The 19,638-nt window shown below is 38.7% G+C and carries 18 protein-coding genes; 13 read left to right on the top strand and 5 right to left on the bottom strand.

Features of this window, described 5'->3' with window-relative positions; genetic code table 11:
• The first annotated feature begins 4 nt into the window (after positions 1-4).
• From EDF66_RS07995 to EDF66_RS07950, 10 genes are all read left to right on the top strand, one after another.
• On the top strand, positions 5-3,106 hold the full coding sequence (locus tag EDF66_RS07995; RefSeq protein ID WP_132841832.1) for an efflux RND transporter permease subunit: 3,102 nt from the start codon (positions 5-7) through the stop codon (positions 3,104-3,106).
• Between the two features lie 224 nt (positions 3,107-3,330).
• A complete protein-coding gene (locus EDF66_RS07990) occupies positions 3,331-4,680 on the top strand; it encodes a TolC family protein (protein WP_132841831.1) in 1,350 nt (449 codons plus the stop codon).
• 25 nt (positions 4,681-4,705) lie between these two features.
• On the top strand, positions 4,706-6,133 hold the full coding sequence (locus EDF66_RS07985) for an MFS transporter (protein ID WP_132841829.1): 1,428 nt from the start codon (positions 4,706-4,708) through the stop codon (positions 6,131-6,133).
• Between the two features lie 13 nt (positions 6,134-6,146).
• Positions 6,147-7,217, top strand: coding sequence for a flavin reductase family protein (locus EDF66_RS07980; protein WP_132841828.1), 1,071 nt, complete (start codon positions 6,147-6,149; stop codon positions 7,215-7,217).
• A 197-nt stretch (positions 7,218-7,414) separates the two neighbouring features.
• Positions 7,415-7,642, top strand: a complete 228-nt coding sequence (locus EDF66_RS07975) for a heavy-metal-associated domain-containing protein (protein ID WP_132770411.1) — start codon at positions 7,415-7,417, stop codon at positions 7,640-7,642.
• A 101-nt stretch (positions 7,643-7,743) separates the two neighbouring features.
• Positions 7,744-8,208 (top strand): heavy metal-binding domain-containing protein, encoded by a 465-nt coding sequence (locus EDF66_RS07970; RefSeq protein WP_132841826.1) that lies wholly within the window; start codon positions 7,744-7,746, stop codon positions 8,206-8,208.
• Entirely contained in the window at positions 8,165-8,602 is a 438-nt protein-coding gene (locus tag EDF66_RS07965) for a hypothetical protein (RefSeq protein ID WP_132841824.1), read from the top strand. The genes EDF66_RS07970 and EDF66_RS07965 overlap by 44 nt, the downstream gene beginning before the upstream one ends.
• A 127-nt stretch (positions 8,603-8,729) precedes the next feature.
• Positions 8,730-9,173, top strand: a complete 444-nt coding sequence (locus EDF66_RS07960) for a DUF3347 domain-containing protein (protein WP_021190746.1) — start codon at positions 8,730-8,732, stop codon at positions 9,171-9,173.
• Positions 9,174-9,315: 142 nt separating this feature from the next.
• A complete protein-coding gene (locus tag EDF66_RS07955; RefSeq protein WP_021190747.1) occupies positions 9,316-9,621 on the top strand; it encodes a hypothetical protein in 306 nt (101 codons plus the stop codon).
• 281 nt (positions 9,622-9,902) lie between these two features.
• Complete coding sequence (locus EDF66_RS07950) at positions 9,903-11,246, top strand: GH1 family beta-glucosidase (RefSeq protein WP_132841823.1); 1,344 nt, start codon at positions 9,903-9,905, stop codon at positions 11,244-11,246.
• 61 nt (positions 11,247-11,307) lie between these two features.
• Here the strand turns inward: EDF66_RS07950 and EDF66_RS07945 are convergent, their stop codons facing one another.
• Together EDF66_RS07945 and EDF66_RS07940 are read right to left on the bottom strand one after the other, a co-directional pair.
• A complete protein-coding gene (locus tag EDF66_RS07945; RefSeq protein ID WP_237682793.1) occupies positions 11,308-12,060 on the bottom strand; it encodes a DUF72 domain-containing protein in 753 nt (250 codons plus the stop codon).
• Between the two features lie 96 nt (positions 12,061-12,156).
• On the bottom strand, positions 12,157-13,665 hold the full coding sequence (locus tag EDF66_RS07940; RefSeq protein WP_132841821.1) for a hypothetical protein: 1,509 nt from the start codon (positions 13,663-13,665) through the stop codon (positions 12,157-12,159).
• A 133-nt stretch (positions 13,666-13,798) separates the two neighbouring features.
• On the opposite strand from EDF66_RS07940, the gene yiaA reads away from it, so the two are divergent.
• The 3 genes from yiaA (at position 13,799) to EDF66_RS07925 (ending at position 16,848) form a co-directional block, all read left to right on the top strand.
• Positions 13,799-14,266, top strand: a complete 468-nt coding sequence (gene yiaA / locus EDF66_RS07935; RefSeq protein WP_132770422.1) for an inner membrane protein YiaA — start codon at positions 13,799-13,801, stop codon at positions 14,264-14,266.
• A 67-nt stretch (positions 14,267-14,333) separates the two neighbouring features.
• Complete coding sequence (locus tag EDF66_RS07930) at positions 14,334-14,804, top strand: hypothetical protein (protein WP_132841820.1); 471 nt, start codon at positions 14,334-14,336, stop codon at positions 14,802-14,804.
• A 244-nt stretch (positions 14,805-15,048) separates the two neighbouring features.
• Positions 15,049-16,848 carry a mechanosensitive ion channel family protein gene (locus tag EDF66_RS07925; protein ID WP_132770425.1) on the top strand — a complete coding sequence of 600 codons (1,800 nt, stop codon included), beginning with the start codon at positions 15,049-15,051 and terminating at the stop codon, positions 16,846-16,848.
• 95 nt (positions 16,849-16,943) lie between these two features.
• On the opposite strand, the gene EDF66_RS07920 is transcribed toward EDF66_RS07925, so the two are convergent.
• From EDF66_RS07920 to EDF66_RS07910, 3 genes are all read right to left on the bottom strand, one after another.
• Complete coding sequence (locus EDF66_RS07920) at positions 16,944-17,468, bottom strand: GNAT family N-acetyltransferase (RefSeq protein WP_132841818.1); 525 nt, start codon at positions 17,466-17,468, stop codon at positions 16,944-16,946.
• A gap of 117 nt (positions 17,469-17,585) precedes the next feature.
• The gene (locus tag EDF66_RS07915) at positions 17,586-18,008 is read right to left on the bottom strand and encodes a DUF3995 domain-containing protein (protein WP_132841817.1); all 423 of its coding nucleotides are present in this window, start codon (positions 18,006-18,008) and stop codon (positions 17,586-17,588) included.
• A 37-nt stretch (positions 18,009-18,045) separates the two neighbouring features.
• The gene (locus tag EDF66_RS07910) at positions 18,046-19,494 is read right to left on the bottom strand and encodes an exonuclease domain-containing protein (RefSeq protein ID WP_243656009.1); all 1,449 of its coding nucleotides are present in this window, start codon (positions 19,492-19,494) and stop codon (positions 18,046-18,048) included.
• Positions 19,495-19,638: the final 144 nt, after the last annotated feature.

Below are 19,638 nucleotides of genomic sequence, written 5' to 3'. Positions count from 1 at the left end.
CTTCATGAGTATATCAGATTTAAGTATAAAAAAACCCGTCTTGGCCGGGGTATTTTCTCTCCTTATCGTCATATTAGGAATAATAGGATGGAAACAACTAGGTATCCGCGAATTCCCGTTAACAGAACCACCCGTCATTACGGTCATTACCTTCTATCCTGGTGCAAGTCCAGATGTAATTGCATCTAAACTGACCAGACCGATGGAAGAATCCATTGCCGAATCAAGTGGCATCCGGACTATATCTTCCGAATCGCGAGAACAGGTAAGTGTTATTTCCATCGAATTCAACCGGGAAATTGACATTGAAGATGCGCTGAACGATGTTAGAGACAAAGTCTCCAAATCTCGTAAACAGCTCCCGAGCGATGTCGATCCACCAATCGTACAAAAGGCATCATCACCAGACAATCTGGTGGCATTCCTGGAAGTGGAAAGCGACACCAAAAATATAAAAGAAGTAAGTCACCTTGCTTCTACAACTATCAAAGATAGAATGCAGTCTATCCCTGGTATTAATAATGTAGCCATCGTAGGCGAGCATAAGTATGCTATGCGATTGCGCTTTGAACCAGCAAAACTTGCGGCATATCAACTTACTCCTGCCGATATAAGACAAGCATTACTCCGCGAGAATATTGACTTGCCGGCAGGTCGAATCGAAGGAAACAACAGTGAGCTTAGCATCCGGACAATGGGGCGCCTAACTTCTGTAAAAGATTTTGAAGAAATGCTCATTAAGCAAGTTGACAATACCATCATAAGATTAAAAGATATTGGATCAGCCGAATTAGGAGAAGAGAATGAACGTACAGCCATCATCAACGAAACAGGAAATCTGAACCGTATCGGTGTCGGTGTTGCTATTCAGATACAACGTGGAGCAAATGCCATAGAAGTAGTCGATGAGTTTTACAGAAGGTTAGATCAATTAAGAAAAGAAGTTCCTTCAGAATATCGTTTGATCGTAGGGTTCGACTATACGCGATCCGTACGCGAATCCATTAAAGAGGTCGAAGAAACGTTATTCATAGCATTCGGACTCGTGGTCTTGATTATCTTTCTATTCCTGAGAGACTGGAGATCTACTATTATTCCCGTTCTTGCCATTCCGGTATCCATTCTTTCCGGATTTTTCATTATGTATATTGCCGGTTTCACGATCAATATCTTGACACTTCTTGGATTGGTACTTGCCATTGGACTGGTCGTAGATGATGCGATTGTCGTGTTAGAAAATATTTATAAAAAAATTGAAGAGGGTATGTCCCCTATTCAGGCGGCATTTAAAGGTACAAGAGAGATTTATTTCGCGGTTATTTCCACGACTATTACGTTAGCAGCAGTATTTTTACCCATTATTTTTATGGGTGGTATCAGTGGACAACTTTTCAAAGAATTTGCCATTGTCGTATCAGGATCAGTATTGGTATCAGCATTTGTAGCGCTTACACTGACCCCTATGCTAAGTGCATACTTTTTGAAGAAAAAAGAAAAACCGAGTTGGTTCTATCGCGTCACCGAACCCTTTTTCGTTAGTCTAAACAATGGCTACGCCTATTTACTGATTGCATTTATGCGCGTTCGATGGTTAGCTTGGGTCTTCTTAGCTGGCACTACCCTACTTATTTATGCTATAGGTAAGCAACTTCCTTCAGAACTAGCTCCGGTAGAAGATCGTTCCAACATGAACCTCATCGCTATAGCTCCTGAAGGTGTCTCTTTTGATTATATGAAAAAACACATGACCGAAGTTGGAAAGTATGTAAATGACTCGACCGACGGATTGTACCAAACCTACTCCATGGTCGCTATTTCATTCATTCCGGCCCCAGCACCGGTCAACGTAGCTGTGCAGAGTATCTATCTTAAAGATCCAAAGGAAAGAAAATCCAGCATTCAGGATCTATATAACCAATATGGAGCAGCTGCGGGTAAATTTAGAGGCTTTCTGCTCTTCCCTTATTTACCTCCAACAATCGGAACCCGTTATGGTGGTGGTATGCCTATTCAATATGTTCTTCAGGCTCCGAACTTAGATAGTCTGACTACCGTGCTTCCAAAATTCCTGGCTGCTGCACGCCAAAGTAAAAAACTGCTATTCATTGACGCTGATCTTAAGATCAACAAACCTGAGGTGAAAGTAAATATCGATCGTGCAAAAGCTTCTATGATGGGCGTATCTATCGAAGAAATAGCCCATACCTTACAACTCTCGTTCTCAGGACAGCGTTACGGATATTTCTTACGTAACGACCGCCAGTACGAAGTGATCGGACAATTAGACCGCCAGTACAGAAATGATAAAAGCGATCTGAATACGATTTATGTCCGTTCAACTTCAGGACAGATGATTCCACTTAATAACCTGATAACAATGGAAGAAGCCGTTAGTCCGGCGGCCATTTATCGCTATGATCAGTATACATCAGCAACTGTATCTGCAGCAACAGCGCCAGGAGTAAGTCTCGCAGAAGGTATACAGGAAATCGAAAAAATAAAAAAAGAAGTACTGGGCGAAACATTCAAAAGTTCACTTGCCGGTCAGTCCAGAGATTATACCGAAAGTCAAGGCAATATCACCTTTACTCTCATCCTGGCACTCGTACTTATTTATATGATTCTGGCAGCACAATTTGGAAGCATGCGCGATCCACTTACCATTATGCTTACCGTACCCATGGCAATTGCTGGAGCAGTGCTTAGTCTTTACTGGTATGAGCAGAGTTTAAATGTATTTAGCCAGATCGGGATTATTACATTAGTAGGACTGATTACTAAGAACGGAATTCTTATCGTTGAATTTGCCAACCACCTCAAGGAAACAGGCCTTTCGAAATACGATGCTGCGATTCAAGCTGCAGAGCAGCGTTTTAGACCGATCCTAATGACGTCTCTTGCAATGATATTTGGTGCATTACCCATTGCACTGACAGCTAATAGCCGCCAGTCATTAGGAATCGTGATTGCCGGAGGACTTGTCTTTTCAGGTATCCTGACCCTATTTATCATTCCGGCAGTTTACTCGTATTTATCAAGTAAGAAAACTCCAAAAGCTGTTGTTGAGGAACCAACTGAAGAGCGCGCTATCGAAATACAACATTAAGTTAAACTGAAACAGATCATGAGCATATCCACACAAAAAAAACGATGAAGCGATCTCAATAGCGATCGAAAAATCTTGAATAGGGTTACAAATAAATCTAAAAGGGAAAAAACATGCTCATGATGGTTTCATTTCCTCCGCAATAAGCAGCGATTTGCTTAGCAAAAAATAAAGGAAAAGCATGTATACCGTAACAAGTGAACATCACCACAAATTATAATTCAATGAAAACAAATATCCTATATATCGTTACCCTACTGCTACTAATTGGTATCAGTAAACCATTGCATGCCCAGAAAAAAATGCTGGCACTCAAAGATGCTTTGGAAATGGCAAAACAGGGAAATAAAGCAATACAGGTGCAAATACTGGAAGAAATCCATGCACGAGAAATAACCAATGAAGTCAAAGGTGGATTACTTCCGAGTATCTCGGCTAATGCTGCATACTCGCGCTATTTTGACAGACAGGTTATCTTCCTCCCTGGTTCATTTGCAGGTACTGATAAAGCAGTGCAGGATGTGGCTGTCGGCGGTAAAAATGTCTATAATGTTTTTGCTACCCTCAACCAACCCATTCTTGCACCTGGCACGCATCATCTTACAAAAGCTTCAAAGATTAATGAATCGATTCAAAATGAAAAAACAGCTGACCTCAAAAGCCAGATTGCCCTTTTGGTCTCTACACGTTATCTTGATATGTTGATGATGAACAGTCAGCTTGATCTACTAGAACAAAGTCTTCAGAGAAATAAAAAAGCACTGCAAGATTCCCGTTCATTATTAGCCCAGGGCAGAGGTTTAAAATCAGATACATTAAGAAGTTTCGTTGCTGTCGCAAATTTGGAATCATCCGTTTCTTACTTAAAAAACAATGTAACGGTAGCAGGTATTGAACTCAAAAGACTGATCGGACTAGAAGATCCCGCAGAAATTGAGCTATCTGATAATCTAGAACTGAACATCGAAACAAGTCAGCATGAGTTTCATCAAGTTGATGCCGCATTGGCTATTGCCGAAAAAAACAGAAAAGATCTCAATATTCAAGAACTTACCATAGCACTGCAACAGAAAAATATGAAGGTGATCCAAGCAGAGCTATTGCCACAGCTTTCTCTAATCGGTCAGTATCAGCTGCAGGCACAAGCAGATAATTTTAAGTTTGGTCAATATGCATTACCCAGAACATCCTTTTTAGGGCTCCAGCTTACAGTACCTGTTTTCAATGGCAACCGTACCAAGTCCAAAATCAACCAGTCCAAAATCAAAATGAGACAGGAAGAAATACAATTAAACGATTTAAAAGATGAAGTTAAAACCGAGCTGGCAACGTTGATCAGTCAATGGAAGGAAGCAGTTAACCAATTAAACATCCAAGAAAAAACGGTGCAGTCTGCCACATTAAACCATCAGATGGTAGATGACCGTTTCAAAAACAGTCTGGGGTCAAGACTTGAGTTGACAGATGCTGAACTGGCATTGACACAAGCAAAGATCAACAATCTCAATGCGATATATAAGATACAGGTTCTACATGTAAAATTAAAACATGCTGTTGGGCAGCTAAGCCTATAATTACTTACCATTAATTAAATAAAAAATGAATAAAAATAAAACAGGTACCGTAGATCCAACTGCTCCTTACAGTAAACGCTGGGCAGCACTATTTTTACTATGTACCGCACAATTTATTGTGATCATGGACACTTCTATTATTGGCGTGGCATTACCGGCAATAAAAGCCGATCTTGGCTACTCACAAAGTGGCTTACAATGGATTTTTAATGCCTATGTAATTCTATTTGGAGGTTTCTTATTGCTAGGAGGACGTTTATCCGATCTCTTTGGCGCACGTAAGATTTTCATGTGGGGGTTTACCATTCTCTCAGGAGCGTCACTTTTAGCGGGTGTGGCCTGGTCAGAGGCCGCCCTCAATACCGGAAGAGCTTTACAGGGCTTAGGCTCTGCACTTATAGCCCCTGCAGCACTTACCTTAGTACTGTCCAAATTTACCGATCCCAAAGAACTCAATAAAGCATTAGGTTTCTGGGGGGCTTCTGCTGCTGCAGGTGGTTCAGCCGGTGTATTCCTTGGTGGAGCCATGACCGAATGGCTCTCGTGGCATTGGTTATTCTTAATTAATATTCCAGTAGGACTTGCTGTATTATTCTTCAGTCAAAAACTACTGTTCAAAGGAACTACCCGTAAAGGAAAAGTAGATATCGTCGGTGCAATTTTAGCAACGGTAGCCCTTATTGTGATGGTATATGCTATTATATCTGCAGAAAATGCCGGTTGGATATCAGTCCAAACCATTGGATTACTGGGCTTATCATTGTTGCTGTTCATTATTTTCATTATCATACAGAAACAGAAAAGTGAGCCTTTAATTCCTCTTGCTATTTTTAAAGTCCCTAATCTTTTATCAGGTAACGTGGTGATGGCATTATTAGCGGCAGCATGGATACCCTTATGGTTTTTCCTCAATCTTTACCTGCAGCAAACCCTGCATTACACAGCTTTCAATAGTGGACTTGCTCTTTTACCGATGACAATTGCGATCATGTTTCTGATGGTTGGTCTTACAGGTAAATTAGTCGCTCGATTTGGCTTCAAAGCAAATATGGTAGCAGGTCTGCTTGCCTTAGCAGGTTCACTCCTTCTTTTTAGCACAATCCCTCCTGATGGTACATTTATAATCAATGTATTGCCAGCATCTTTATTAGGCGCTTTAGGTATGTCACTAACGTATATACCTGGAACTATCGCTTCGATGTCAGGTGCCAAACCTGAGGAAACCGGCCTTGCTTCCGGTCTGGTAAATACCAGCTATCAAATAGGTTCAGCTCTAGGACTGGCTATAATAGTTGCCATTTCCGCAGCAAAAACCAATGCTATAAAAGCAACAGGGGCCACAGAAGCTACCGCTTTGAACACAGGTTTTCAAACCGGTTTTTTTGCAGCTTCCATCATATGTCTCATTGCAGCAGTCATTGCTCTAATTTTCATTAAGACACTTAAAAAGTAAACGTTAAAACCATATGAAAAAATATAAATGGACCACGCATCAGGTTATACAGGAGACTAAAGATGCTGTAACCATATTTTTCAGTACTGACCAGGATACGATTGAATATCAGCCTGGTCAGTATCTTAATATTTCCTGTATTGTTAACGGAGAACCCCTACAGAGATCCTATTCCTTTAGCTCCGCACCTGCCGATAAATTCCCGTCCATTACAGTTAAACGAGTTGCTGGTGGAAAAATGAGCAATTATCTAGTGGACAATGCAAAAAATATTAGCGAGTGGGATATCGATGCACCTATAGGCAACTTTATCTTGAAGAAACATATTATCCCTGATTCAGAACTTGTTTTTCTTGCAGGTGGAAGTGGAATATCACCCTTGTTCTCTATGCTAAAAAGTCTTATTAAAACAGCTTGTCCCCCTCTGTTGCTATATTCCACCAGCAGTCCGGAGGATACCATATTCAAATTCCAACTGGAAGAAATGGAAAAGAACAAGCAGTTGCATATTTTTCATTCATTTACGGGTCTTAATAAAGAGATTAAAGGCATTAACAGTATCTCCGGTCGATTTTCTCAACCGATCATTAAAAGCATGATCGGACAGTATATAAAGCAAAAAAATAAAGCTCATTACTTCATATGTGGTCCAGTAGAACTGATGCAGTTGTATCGTGAGACACTGCGCGCTTTACATATACCAGAATCAAATATCCATACCGAATATTTTGATCCGGTCATAACCGATAAGATCATCGTTATCGAGAACGAAGAGCACAAAGAAATACTGGTCAGCTACTTTGAGACTCATTACAGAGACAATGAAGAACAGACCTACGAGTGTACTTCTCTCATTGATGTACAACCAGGACAATCCCTTTTAGAAGCCATTAGTGCCCATGCCATTCACGTGCCCAGTTCATGTAAAAAAGGCACCTGCGGTTCATCCTGGGCAATACAAGAAAATGGCCAGATCAAAATGGTAAACAATTATGCCCTCTCGGATGAAGAAGTCACTGAAGGTAAAATTCTACTTTGCCAGAGCTATCCTTTAGATCAATCTGTTTCCATTGTCATCGCATAATAGTATGACGCCGTCTAAACACTATCCGGGATACTATTGAGAGCAAGATTACACATGACACGATAATAAAAACAGCATGATCAATAGCATGACTATAATCAGTAAATATTACAAATCAAATAGCAAATAACGTAAAGTGCCACTGTATTTTTTTACTGAAATTTGTACTATAAACAAACGCTAAAAAATAAAATAAAATGGATAGCAATAATCAAAATTTTCAATTCAAGACCAATATTAACTGCAGTGGCTGTGTAACCAAAGTAACTCCTTTTCTAACTGATAAAACGGGTATTAACCATTGGGAAGTAGACGTTGCCAGTAGAGATAAAGTACTTACAGTTAAGACAGATGGGATATCGGAACAGGAAGTTATCGAGATCGTAGAAAAATCAGGTTTTAAAATCGAACCTTTAAAATCTTAAAAAAGAATTAAACAGATTCTTTAAACACTAAGAATTTTGGGTTAAGTAATTGCGGAAGCATATCGAAATTCCGCAATTACACCCAAAGCAAATCTTCAGATATGGAAAACCACCGCCATGCACCTCAGATGAGCATATACACCTGTCCTATGCCCCCCGAAGTAAACGGGACTCAAGGCAACAGCTGTTCTACATGTGGAATGGATCTGAGATCTGTTCAACAGGAAAATCCAGATCAATATCAGGTACAATTAACAACTTTACCACAGATTATTGAAGCAGGACATCCCGTTAGACTACTATTTGCAATCAAAAAAAACCAAAAACAAGTAGCATTGGACATTTCTGATGAAATGAACATTCATATCATGGTCATTAGTGAAGATCTTAATTGGTTTAGACACATCCATCCAGTGCTGCAGCAAGACGGTAGCTATGCTGTAACACAGACTTTTCATAACGGTGGAAAATACCATTTGTTCACCTATTTTAAAACCTCTTGGCAAAGAACATGTCTTAAACATGTTAGAAATCGAAGTGAAAGGGTACTATATGACTTCTCGTGAGGTCACTTCAAAAAAACCGATATGTTACATAGATGACTATACAATTAACCTTGAAAATACCGATAATTTTAAAACCGGCAACATACAACGTATAAAGATAGCCATCGAAAAATGCGAAAAGAAACTGTATAACAGTAGTTTGGAACAGTATTTGGGAACATCAGCGCATATATTAATGATCAATAAGACGGATAAAGAGTTTTTACAGATCCGGCCCATACCACATGTACAATACCCGATATACGCAGAAACAAACATTACAAAGGCTGGTAAATACAAGATGTGGGTGCAGTTTAAAATACATGGAAAAGTCCATACAGCAGACTTTAATATTGACATAAGATCAATAAAGGAAAGCGAAAAGGAAGTACAGCTTCGTCAGCATCAGGTATAGCAAAATGTGAAGCCGAGTTTTGAAAGACACAGAATACAGAACCTCTGCTTTAGAAATCGAGAAAATAACGAAGCAGTTCAAAAGTAAAATTTTAAAACTATCTTTAAATGATTAACGGAAAATAGATATGAAAAAGAACTTATTGATATTGGCAATTTCACTATTTGGACATGTGGCACTTGCCCAAAATACAGAAACACTATTAAGTAAATATTATGGTGTAAAAAATGCATTGGTAAGCAGTGATGAGAAAAAGGCTTCCGAATCCATTCAAGCACTTCAGAAGGTGGTAAAAGCAGAAAGCGCTTTCAAACTGAAAGATAACTTAACCCTTGAAGTAGATAAATTAGCAAAAGCAGGCAATCTTGAAAAACAGCGTGCATCATTCAATGAAGTTTCAACGATCATGTGGCAAATCGTAAAAAGCAGTGATAAGGTCAGCCAACCAGTGTACTATCAATATTGCCCGATGAAAAAAGGCTATTGGTTAAGCAATGAAACGGCGATTAAAAATCCTTACTATGGATCTGCGATGCTTACCTGTGGTAAAGTTACTGAAACTAAGAAGTAACCCGTGAAAAGCTGAGCATTCGATTCAAGTAAAAACTCCGAACGAACAATATCCAATTGTTCGTTCGGAGTTTTTACTTTCCATAGCATCAAATTCATTATCTTCGAATACATAAACCAGTATTCATTCATAAAGATACCCCATGATAGCTATAAAAGTGACTTATACCATCAAAGAAGACTATGTTGATGCGAACAAAGAAAACATTCAGATTTTTCTTGATGAGTTTAAAGAATTGGACAATCATCAATTTGTATATACGATATTCCAGGTTAATGGCAGCAACACCTTTATCCATATGTCACAATATAAAAATGAGGCCATTCAAAAAGAATTATTAAATATGCCCGCTTTCTTAGAATTCCAAAAACAACGCGATCTCCATCTGCTCTCTGAACCAACTATTGAATCCTTAACACAGATCGGTATATCAAAAAATATATGGTGATGAAATAGTTTAAAAAACAAGAGCCCTGACAATACTCAAAAACTTCATAATCAATTCATACACAGTTAACATATGCTTTGTAAATTTATATAAGCAAATTAATGTAAACAGTGGTTTAAAACATTTGAATTATGAAAACGATCACACATTTCTTCCAAAGGGTATTATTTCGTATCTTTCTAGTGCAGTTTAGTTCATTCTATTCTCCTCTTAGATTTCACAAATATTAAAACAACTTAAATAAGTGATATTTGCACCACTTGAGAAAATAAATTCCGTAAATGATTTTAACTAAAGATTCCTTTGGCGAAGATTTTATTTGGGGAGTTTCTACAGCCGCCTACCAAATTGAAGGAGCTCATGATATACATGGAAAAGGCCTTTCTATTTGGGATACTTTTGTAAAAAAAAAGAATAAGATCTTTAAAAACCAGCACGGAGATATTGCTTGCGATTTCTATAATCGCTACATAGCAGATCTCCATTTGATGCACAGCTTAAATATTAGGAACTACAGGTTTTCCATTGCCTGGAGCCGTATTCTACCGCAAGGTACAGGAGAAGCCAATCCATCAGGCATTGACTTCTATAATAAACTCATCGATCTTTCTTTAGAATTAGGGATTACACCTTGGATAACACTCTATCACTGGGATCTGCCGCATGCCCTGGAACAAAGAGGTGGATGGATCAACAGGGAAATCACCGATTGGTTTGCTGATTATGTAGCACTCTGTGTCAAACACTTTGGCGATCGGGTAAAAAACTGGATGGTTTTAAATGAACCTGCGGTATTTAGTGCCGCTGGATACTTCTTTGGCGTTCATGCTCCTGGTAAAAAAGGAATCGATTACTTTTTAGCAGCTGCACATCATGCATCACTAGCACAGGCTAAAGGTGCAAGAATTATTAAATCACTACAACCAGACAGTACCGTTGGAACCACTTTCTCCTGTTCGCATATTGAACCGTTCAGCGGAAGAGAAAAAGATATCCTTGCGGCTAAAAAAGCAGATGTATTACTCAATAGATTTTTCATAGAGCCCCTGCTAGGTATGGGCTATCCTACAGATGAGATCAAAATTCTGAGAAGAATTGAAAAATATATCAAGCACAATGATGAAAACGAGCTAAAGTTTGATATGGATTTTATCGGAGTACAAAATTATACCCGCGAAATCATCCGTCATTCCTTATTCGTCCCCTACCTTCGCGCAAAAATTGTAAGTGCAAAATCGCGCAAGGTTGAACTCACGGCCATGAACTGGGAAGTATTTCCTGAATCCATGTACCATGTTTTGAAAAAATTCAGTGCCTATCCCAATATACCGCCACTGATTGTCACTGAAAATGGAGCCGCTTTTCCAGATGAGGTGGTTAACAATCAGGTCGATGACCCGAAGAGAGTGCGGTATTTACAGTCGACCATTGCCCAAGTACTTAGGGCCAAACAAGAAGGAGTTCAGGTCAATGGGTATTTTGCATGGACTTTTCTCGACAACTTTGAGTGGGCAGAAGGTTATCATCCCAGATTTGGTTTAGTATATGTTGATTTTGAAACGCAAGAACGCATCGTTAAATCGTCGGGACATTGGTATGCTGATCTTCTGAAGGAGAAGATATAGGTTCAAGCTATTTGACATTAGCTAAGTGGTATTGATTATAAAATCGATACCACTTACCATATTAATACCTATCATTCACATATTCCGACAGTAACTTCAAGTTCTGAATCGCGTCGCCCATTGTATTGTTAAAATAAGTGAAAACCTCTTTCCCTTCAGCTAACCACTCCCGAATATATGAACTATATTCCTGTAGAAAATCATCTTCATAACTGCCCCGGTAATTACCATTGGGACCATGAAATCGCAGATAAATAAAATCTGTTTCACTATAGGACAATTGCATACCATTACTGTTCTTGTCGTGCAGCACAAGACTGGCTCCGTACGAATTTAACAGGCTAAATGTATCTTCACAATGCCAAGATGGATGCCGAAACTCGACGCATACCCGCCATCCCTTTATATGCTCATCATTAACAACAGTCTCTAGCAAAAGATTGACATGCACAGCAGCATTAAACGTAACAGAGGGGGGAAACTGAATCAGTAAACAACCTTTCTTCTCGCCTGCTTCGGCAATCACCTTCAAAAAATGAGCAACATCATTCGGGTCAAAGATCAAACCTTTTGCGTGAGTAATTCCCTTCCATAATTTAAAGGTGAAACGAAACCCATCCGGTACTTCATCTGCCCATCGTTTCACAGTTTCTTCACGTGGTATTTTATAGAATGAACTGTTTACCTCCAACGAATTGAATAATAAAGCATAGACCGCAAGCCTGCTTTTCTCCTGAAGATTTTCGGGATAAAAACTTTTATTTTTATAAGGCAGTAAAATACCGCTCGTACCAGAAAAATACAAAGACTCCATAACCATACAACAAGCACCTCGGAGAGAAGTTATTTTTAATCCTAAATATTAAGATTACATTAGGCAAAAATTACTCAGGATTCCAAATTGAACCATCTAAATATTTTCGGATGTATGTCGACTGGACAAATGCTGAAGTACGATTTGATAGGCCGACTTTTTCTCCCACTTAGCGATCAGCCATGAAATAAAACAAATATGAAAAATATCCGCATGATCTTTATTCTTTATCAGATCGACCGCAGTTTTTTGAAATACAGGATTAAACACGATATCAGGCTTATTGAAATATTTCTCCACAAGACTCGCAAAATTTAATACCCTTTCTTCATGAGTTTCTGTAAGAAAATCACTGTATCGACGTTTGAAACTACTTAACCTTGAAACAGCAAGTTCGATATGCCCGAACTGTGCATGAACCAAAACCTCCATCAGATTTTTACGAATGGTCCAAAGCATACCCATTTTTTTCTCGTACCATTGATCAGTATGCTGAAACAAGGCAAGATGGCGTAAGCAAGATCTGTCATCCTGCAACGATAAAAACATCGTTAAACATATCCTTAAATCTTCTATGTCCTCCTGTTTTGTCTTTTTTGTTGTCATTTCCAAAGCCTTCATCAATACAGCTGTTCCTTCTCCACCCATTCCAGTAAAATATAGATTCAGAGCCGATAACAACTGATGCCGTGGATAAAATTGAGATTCATGAAAACGGTGCTGTTCCATTTGGTTCTTCATCTCAGAAAGATACTCCGCACTCTTGTCAAAGCTTCTGTTGCGTAAATGAAAGTTTGCCAAAAAATAAAGGACATGCAACTGATAAAATAAGTGCGATTCATCCGCTTTCTTCTTTCCCTGAATAAAATGTTGGATGCGCTGGATATAACGTTCTATAAAACTATAATCCTGATGAATAGCCGCATATTCATTGGCTATAAAAAGTATCTGATAAATAGACTTATAATTCATTAAATCTTTGACTGCGATCTGATATTTTCGTATGGTCCCGAGCATCAGTGCGGCCAAGTTGACCACTTTACCTTTCAGATTTACCTCACGCATTTCCTGACGCAGAAAAGCATATGCCAGATTCAATTTTGCCTCCCGTTGCATATGTTGCTGGTTGACCATAAAACGTGTTGTTAAGTCTTCTAAATTTTCTGAAGCTTCACTATGCGCATAATTTATTTTAAGAAGCAATATATCGTTCAATAAATTATACTGTTCCAGTTTTGTTGCGATTTGCTCGGCCTTCACCAAGCACTTGAAAGCAGTTTTATCCACATCATTTTCCAAAAGAAAACGGCTTACAACGATTAAACGCATCACTTCCGAAGCCTGACTGTTATTGCTTTCAAATGTCTTCTGAGATAGAAATAAAAGTAAGTTATCGTGCAGTCTTTTACGCAAAGCATGGTAAGAATCCCTGCTTTTTGTTTTTTTTAACAGCTTTTCTAAGCCATTTATATCGTCAGTATTTAGCAATTCAAACAATAGAATATTTTTAACATCGTGTCGCTTATTCTTCTTGCGCATAAATGCCTTAAAATCCTTTTTATCCTGATCACCAAGTAAATTTATTAATGTCGCAAGCGCATCCATAATAGGTTAATTTTAAAAACAAACCTACTAAAAAATTAATTTATATCATCAGTATTTTCAAATATCTCATTTGTGCATCTAGTGACAACAGCGGACATTTGCTTCCATAATAACACATAAAAAAACAAAAATTATGGAACCGCTAAAACACAAAACAGAGGAGAACACTCCACTTACAAAAAACGAAGAAAAAACAAAAAATCCATTCAAACCTACAGGTGCATTCATCGGCGCATCCTGGTTTGCTTTACTAACCGGCTCCATGGGATACTGCATCGGGCTTTGGAACGCTACCATGGAGCTCAATGAAAAAGGATATTATTTCACGATCCTATTATTCGGTTTATTTGCCGTAATCTCTGTACAGAAAAGTGTGCGAGACAGAGCAGAAGGCATTGCCGTAACCGATCTTTATTATGGCCTTAGCTGGTTTGCAACAATTGCTGCAATGGTACTGCTTACCGTAGGGCTCTGGAACGCCGATCTGCTGCTTAGTGAAAAAGGATTTTATGCCATGTCATTCTGCTTAAGTATATTTTCAGCCATCGCTGTACAAAAAAATACCCGCGACGCCAAGATGTTTGAGGAAAACGAATTGTAACTTAGCGGTTGCCACCCGCAGTGACTTGCACAGCAAGCCTGCGGGCTTATTTAATAAATACTGATAAATGAAAAAAAGTAAACTTAAATTATTGAGCAGTACAGCTTTTGTTGCGATGACACTATTTGCATTTACTTTTATTCAAACATATTGGTCGATGGGAAAATTAGCAGATCAAACATCAAGTGGCTGTCTAGACTGTAGTTTCATATACGATGCATGCTTGATTTCTTTATGCAACGCCATTATCCTAAGCCTACTATTTCTTTTAATAGCGAAGATCAAGAGAAACCGATATCAAATCGCAGTAGAATTCGTGCTATTGACCAGCTTTTGGTTCCTTTGGAATTACAGTATTTTTGTAGATCGAGAATCCTCGTGGAGTACCTATAGTTTCGATGAAGAAATCTATTATACGGTTTATTTATCCCTATTACCAGTATTGGTAACAGCAACTCTTACCCTCATGACCATCCATCATCAGGTCATTCGTTCAAAATTTAGAGGGCAAAAAAAAGTGACCAGCACCACTCCATAAAAGGTAAATCACTTATTTCGCTTCTATGATCATTAACAAATAATCCGAACCGCCCCATGGAACTTAATCATATTCCGGGGCTTTTTTTTAAGAAAAGATGCCCAGATCGTACAATGTATCGTTTCATAGCAGAATATCTAAGGGCCGCATTGTGTAATACAAGCAAAATTATCTATGTTTGGTCTACTAAATCTACCATAAGTACATTCGTCATATGGCTTAGAATCAAAAAATAGCTTGCAATATGAAAAGACTTTACATTTGTTTCCTTACTGCTTTATTATGCTTTTCAGCCGTCCTTCAGCTCCCGGCTCAGGAGACAGATTCAGTTAATACAAAAGAACTTGGACTGAGTTCCCTATTAAATGGGATCAGGCAGCAACAGATTAACGACTCTTTAGAACGTGTTAAGCTTCAAAATGAAATCACAAATCTAAAGACACAAAATAGCGCAAAGAAAGAAGACCTAAAACAACAGCTCACTAACTTTGATGAAGAAAATATCATCCGAAATCAGCAGTTAAAAATAAAAGTTGATTCAATCAAAAAAAACACCAAACGTTATGCTGTCGCTCCATTTAACGATACGCTGTTTTACATATACAATAAACTCGGTTCATCTTTAGCAAAAGACCGAGCTGACAATGTCGTCACCCGCATTCAAAACTTATACGAAGATGATTTCGTAAAGGTCGATTCCTTCAAAATTGAAAACAATGAAATCAGTTCAGATATTGTATATAAAGACCTCATTATCACTTCAGTTACTGAGTTAGACGCACTGCTTGAAGGAAAAAGTAAAGAAGAAATCGCAAAACAATATCTAAAAAGTATTCAGGAAACCATTAACCGAGAAAAAGAAGAAAACAGTATTTCAAAATTATTGATCCGCATCGGGCTTATCGCGCTCATCTTTATTGTTTTTTACTTATTGATACTATTGATCAATAAAATTAAAGATTACAGTGTACAGCGGATCATGACCGAACGCACACAGCTGATCAAAGATGTTAAAATCAAGAATTATGTTTTAGTCAGTTCCGTTCAAAAAACCCGCATCCTGATCAATAGCATCAACATGTTACGCTGGGCACTCATCATATTAATGGCCTTCATCATGTTGCCTATTGTATTCAGTGTCTTCCCCTTTACACAAAGTTGGGCCAATAGTTTGATCGGCCTATTTACCAAACCTCTAAAAAAGGCATTTTTAGCGATCTGGGATTATATTCCCAACCTCATCACGGTATTTGTTATCCTATTTGTCATGCGTTATGCCGTCCGATTGGTAAAATACATCTTTACGGAGATTGACAAAGGAAAACTAGAAGTGAATGGTTTCCATCGTGAATTTGCGATGCCGACATTTACCATTGTCCGCTTTCTATTGCAAGCATTTACACTCGTCCTGATATTCCCTTATCTACCAGGATCTAACTCGGATATTTTCAAAGGTATATCCGTATTTATTGGGGTGCTATTCTCATTAGGTTCATCTTCAGCAATATCCAACATTATTGCAGGCCTTGTGATTACCTATATGCGGCCTTTCCGAATCGGAGACCGCATCACGATAGCTGATAAAACTGGCGTCGTGATTGAAAAATCACCGCTTGTAACAAGACTGAGGACCATTAAAAATGAGGAGATAACCATCCCTAATTCATCCATCTTGTCAGGGAACACCGTGAACTATTCCACCTTTTCAGATCAGGGAATTTGTTTTCAGGTCGAATTAACCGTAGGCTATGAAGAACCTTGGGAACGCATCCATGAAATGCTCTTAAACATACCTCCGCGGGTAGCACGGGTCAATACCACACCAGCACCTTTTGTCTTGCAGAAGAAACTGGATGACTTTTATGTCCTCTATGAACTAAATGTCTACATTTCGCAGTCTGCTGAAATCGCACTGGCACAGTCCGAGATCTTTCAGTTGATTCTGAACGATTTTCTAGCCGCAGGCATTGAAATGAATGCCCCTCATATTTTCGCTAAAGTGGACCATACTCCACAATATAAAGCAGGAATAGATCACATCTAAAAGTACGTCAAAACACGTTAATTACACCAAAAAATTCCGACCAACTCGGTTTCTCCGAGTTGGTCGCAATCAATATCTATTTTGAGCTTAAGCTTCTATTTTTTATCCTCATCTGCTGCAGGCAAATAAGCAAGTACGTCAAAAACGGTATCCCTAAATACAAAACTGCCAACTTTTGCAATACCCATTTTTTCATGAGCACGTAAAGATGGTATGTTGTCTTTTCTAATAAATAAAATCCCTTCTCGATTTGGCACCTGCTTTATAAGTTCGCTGAACATCAATTGTGCCACCCCTTTTCCGCGCTGATCCTTATTTACACAAATTGGACCATACACGTACGAATCTAAAGCGCCAGTGTAAGCACTAAACATAGCATCAAGAATCGGTACAGGATACTTTTTATAAACCATTTTAGATGTAGATAATAAATATCCAACAACTTGATCGTCCGAGATAGCCACTATTTGAGGCATATCTTGCATCATGGCTACAATTTGCTCCCGTCCAAGTTCACCTGACAATGTACCACCTTGTGCAGGCTGGTTTTCAAATTGTAACGCAAGTATTCCATCCAGATCCGCTCCGGATGCGATTTTAATTTTAATATCCACTTTCATCTTATAAAAATGACTACACCTATTCTAACAGACACTTTACTTATATCGTTGCAAAAGTATAACCAAATCCTCTTACTCAAATATTGAATCACTTACATCAAATACTTCTAGCATGTACTAGTCAATGACGAGCAAAATATGGGAAACAAATAGAAATAAGCATAAAGGACTAAAGAAATAAGTGTCTTTCTTAGCAAAAACAGATTTTCGAAATCTTTTACTAATGCCGACATATTTAAAATCCCCTATAAATCGAAGTAGAAATATGACGGCAATAGTCCACATACCATAAACAACATAGGAGGGTGCTATTGGTACCTGAACAAGACCATCAAAAACCATATTGAGCACCGCAAACAGAAACAACCCAACAGCGACGATAAAGGTTCCAAACCGACTGGGGGTAAAAACTCTCTTCCCATTTAACTTTGTCGGAATCGTGGCCGCAATTCCGAACTGCCCATTGCATACCCAATACAGATGCATCGCGGCAAGAAACAAGAAAACAACAATATTTATTTTTGAAAGTATAAACTCCATTCGTTTATTTTTTATTTTAATTCAATAATAAGGATACTTAAAACAAGATCAAAGATTCTTCATCCGAATCTCCAGTTAATTCAGGTAATACGACAGCTTTCTGACAATCGTTCAGATAAGTTACCTTTCTTGGGTACTTCGTCATATAGGCATTGATCAGTTGCATCATGTAGTGATTGCCGGGATATCGCTGTAAACTAGAACGGATATCTTCCATCGACTCGAATTGTACGTATTCATCCAGATAACCCATGGCATAAAAATTCCCTTGCTCTACCCAGACATAACTTTTCTCCTCTGGTGTTCTACCTTTATCAACGATTACAAAGGTAGGTTGCTGCTCCAAAAGATGATCGACAGCCAATTCCACTTGCGCATTATGTTTTTCAACTTCCGGCAAATCCGGTTCATCAGGAAAACACCTACTTGCATAAGGTATTTCTGTAGCACCAAATGTACACATACGATGATCGAGCTCAAAGTTAACCATCAACTGCCGCAAGACCTGTACCCCATCATATTCCAGATTAAATACCTGAATACATTGACAGTGCTTTTTCAATTTACCGACCGCAAGATACAGATAGCCATTCTGTGCTTCATATTTAAACAAACCAAATTTAGGCTCAAAACGTTTCAATGCACGATTATAGGCCGGCCATAGTTTCTTTATTTCTGTACATTCCAGTAATAGCGCCATGAGTTCCGTCGCGCACACCTCAAATGTGATATGATAGATCTCCCTTAAAAAATGCTGTCGTTGTTTATTGATATTGTGCCCCGTAAAATGAGATGCAACACGCTTCTTTAGGTTTATAGCTTTTCCAACATAGATAACCTTTCCGCATTGGTTCATAAAATAATAGACGCCCGGATGCTGCGGTAAGGCTTCAAAATCCTCTGGTGCCAAATTAGGCGGGAGTCGTTGATCCGGAGCCGCTTTCTTCAGCATTTCGTCCACCACACCTTCATTATCCCACTGCAGTAAACAAGAAAACAATATGGCCGTTGCTTCTGCATCTCCGCCGGCACGATGACGATTTGAAATAGGAATAGCTAAACTGTCGCAAAGCTTTCCTAAACTGTAAGATCGAAAACCCGGTTTTATTTTACGGCTCAGTCGTACTGTACATAGTTTTCGTGCCGTCCATTTATACCCCTGTTCTTCCAGTTGATGACGAATAAATGAATAATCAAAGTTGACATTATGAGCAACAAAAATACGCCCATCCAGCATATCGAAAACCTTTTGCGCAATATCACCAAATACAGGCGCATCTGCCACCAGCTCGTTATCAATTCCCGTCAGTGCAAAAATAGCCAATGGAATATGCTGTTCCGGATTAATCAACGATTCCCATCGATCAATGACTTTCTCTCCGTCATGAATCACAATCGCAATTTCTGTCATACGGCTGCCCCGGGCATTTCCACCCGTAGTTTCAATATCCACGATGGCATACGTTATGTTTTTCAACTTGTTCACCTCAATCAATTTAACAAAGTTTGCAACTTATTATTCTATATCTTACAGGAACTAACTAACTAACTAACTAACTAACTAACTAACTAACTAACTAACTAACTAACTAACTAACTAACTAACTAACTAACTAACTAACTAACTAAC

Origin of the sequence: Sphingobacterium sp. JUb20, from assembly GCF_004342035.1 — a bacterium.
Lineage (GTDB): Bacteria > Bacteroidota > Bacteroidia > Sphingobacteriales > Sphingobacteriaceae > Sphingobacterium > Sphingobacterium anhuiense.
Note: the sequence above shows the minus strand (reverse complement) of the source record. Positions and strands in the feature narration are given on the sequence as shown.

Bases quoted from the DNA above. Each gene is read 5' to 3' on its own strand.
- EDF66_RS07965 (WP_132841824.1), top strand. From the start codon at position 8,165: ATGTTAGAAATCGAAGTGAAAGGGTACTATATGACTTCTCGTGAGGTC.
- EDF66_RS07995 (WP_132841832.1), top strand. From the start codon at position 5: ATGAGTATATCAGATTTAAGTATAAAAAAACCCGTCTTGGCCGGGGTA.
- EDF66_RS07990 (WP_132841831.1), top strand. From the start codon at position 3,331: ATGAAAACAAATATCCTATATATCGTTACCCTACTGCTACTAATTGGT.
- EDF66_RS07955 (WP_021190747.1), top strand. From the start codon at position 9,316: ATGATAGCTATAAAAGTGACTTATACCATCAAAGAAGACTATGTTGAT.
- EDF66_RS07970 (WP_132841826.1), top strand. From the start codon at position 7,744: ATGGAAAACCACCGCCATGCACCTCAGATGAGCATATACACCTGTCCT.
- EDF66_RS07915 (WP_132841817.1), bottom strand. From the start codon at position 18,008: ATGGAGTTTATACTTTCAAAAATAAATATTGTTGTTTTCTTGTTTCTT.
- EDF66_RS07945 (WP_237682793.1), bottom strand. From the start codon at position 12,060: ATGGAGTCTTTGTATTTTTCTGGTACGAGCGGTATTTTACTGCCTTAT.
- EDF66_RS07940 (WP_132841821.1), bottom strand. From the start codon at position 13,665: ATGGATGCGCTTGCGACATTAATAAATTTACTTGGTGATCAGGATAAA.
- yiaA (WP_132770422.1), top strand. From the start codon at position 13,799: ATGGAACCGCTAAAACACAAAACAGAGGAGAACACTCCACTTACAAAA.
- EDF66_RS07930 (WP_132841820.1), top strand. From the start codon at position 14,334: ATGAAAAAAAGTAAACTTAAATTATTGAGCAGTACAGCTTTTGTTGCG.
- EDF66_RS07925 (WP_132770425.1), top strand. From the start codon at position 15,049: ATGAAAAGACTTTACATTTGTTTCCTTACTGCTTTATTATGCTTTTCA.
- EDF66_RS07920 (WP_132841818.1), bottom strand. From the start codon at position 17,468: ATGAAAGTGGATATTAAAATTAAAATCGCATCCGGAGCGGATCTGGAT.
- EDF66_RS07960 (WP_021190746.1), top strand. From the start codon at position 8,730: ATGAAAAAGAACTTATTGATATTGGCAATTTCACTATTTGGACATGTG.
- EDF66_RS07950 (WP_132841823.1), top strand. From the start codon at position 9,903: ATGATTTTAACTAAAGATTCCTTTGGCGAAGATTTTATTTGGGGAGTT.
- EDF66_RS07985 (WP_132841829.1), top strand. From the start codon at position 4,706: ATGAATAAAAATAAAACAGGTACCGTAGATCCAACTGCTCCTTACAGT.
- EDF66_RS07980 (WP_132841828.1), top strand. From the start codon at position 6,147: ATGAAAAAATATAAATGGACCACGCATCAGGTTATACAGGAGACTAAA.
- EDF66_RS07975 (WP_132770411.1), top strand. From the start codon at position 7,415: ATGGATAGCAATAATCAAAATTTTCAATTCAAGACCAATATTAACTGC.